The organism is Arthrobacter arabinosi, assembly GCF_054511115.1.
Genome location: NZ_JBTNDF010000032.1, coordinates 1 through 1,306, shown reverse-complemented (window position 1 = coordinate 1,306; position 1,306 = coordinate 1). Strand labels below are relative to the sequence as shown.

The window sequence follows — 1,306 nt, the reverse complement described above, 5'->3', positions numbered from 1 at the left end:
TGACCGCTCCCCACATTCTCGACCCTGCCCGCCTCCTGACTGAAGCCCTCGCCGAGGCCTCCCCGGATCTGATGCGTAGCCTTTTGCAGACCATGATCAACGCCCTCCTCTCGGCGGACGCCGACGCCGTGGCGGGCGCGGAGTGGGGCAAGCCCAGCCCGGACCGTTTGGCCCAGCGCAACGGGTATCGGCACCGTGACCTCGACACCCGCATCGGAACAGTCGACGTCGCTGTCCCGAAGCTGCGCACCGGCACCTACTTCCCCGAGTGGTTGCTCGAGCGCCGTAAACGGGCCGAGACGGCGTTGATCACCGTCGTCGCTGACTGCTACCTCGCCGGTGTCAGTACCCGTCGGATGGACAAACTGGTGAAGACACTCGGCATCAACTCGTTGTCGAAGTCCCAGGTCTCCCGCATGGCAGCGGAGCTCGATGAGCACGTCAACGAGTTCCGCCACCGGCCCCTGGGTGAGGCCGGCCCGTTCACGTTCCTGGCTGCGGATGCGCTCACGATGAAGGTGCGTGAGGGAGGGCGGGTCATCAATGCCGTCGTCCTGGTCGCGACCGGTGTCAACGCCGACGGGCGCCGTGAAGTCCTCGGTCTGCGCGTGGCCACGTCCGAGACGAGGTCCGCGTGGAACACGTTCTTCGCGGACCTCGTCGCCCGCGGACTGACCGGTGTCCGCCTGGTGACCAGTGACGCCCACCAGGGCCTGGTGGAAGCGATCAGTGCGAACCTGCCCGGCGCCGTCTGGCAGCGGTGCCGGACCCACTACGCGGCGAATCTGATGAGTGTGACACCGAAGAGCATGTGGCCGGCCGTGAAAGCGATGCTGCATTCGGTCTATGACCAACCCGACGCTACTGCCGTGCATGCCCAGTTCGACCGGCTGCTGGACTACGTCGAAGGGAAACTGCCCGACGCCCACGAGCACCTCGATGCTGCTCGGGAGGACATCCTCGCGTTCACCAGCTTCCCGGAAGGACTCTGGCAGCAGGTCTGGTCCAACAACCCGAACGAGCGACTCAACCGCGAGATCCGCCGTCGTACCGACAGTGTCGGGATCTTCCCCAACCGCGACGCAATCATCCGCCTCGTGGGAGCCGTGTTGGCCGAGCAGACCGATGAATGGGCCGAAGGACGCCGCTACCTGGGCCTGGACATCCTCGCCAAGTCCCGCCTCACCCTCGTCACTGACGCGACCACTAAGGACGCGACGACCACCGATAAGGAGGCCCGCCCCGCACTGACCGCTTAACCCCGCGAGGGATCACGCAGCGCTACACCACTCCCAGGGGCTTGACC

1 protein-coding gene is annotated in these 1,306 nt (G+C 66.1%); it reads left to right on the top strand.

The window, feature by feature from the left end:
• Positions 1-1,259, top strand: a 1,259-nt coding sequence (locus ACX80P_RS16950; protein WP_459279266.1) for an IS256 family transposase, incomplete at its 5' end; no start/stop codon positions are given.
• Positions 1,260-1,306 lie beyond the last annotated feature (47 nt).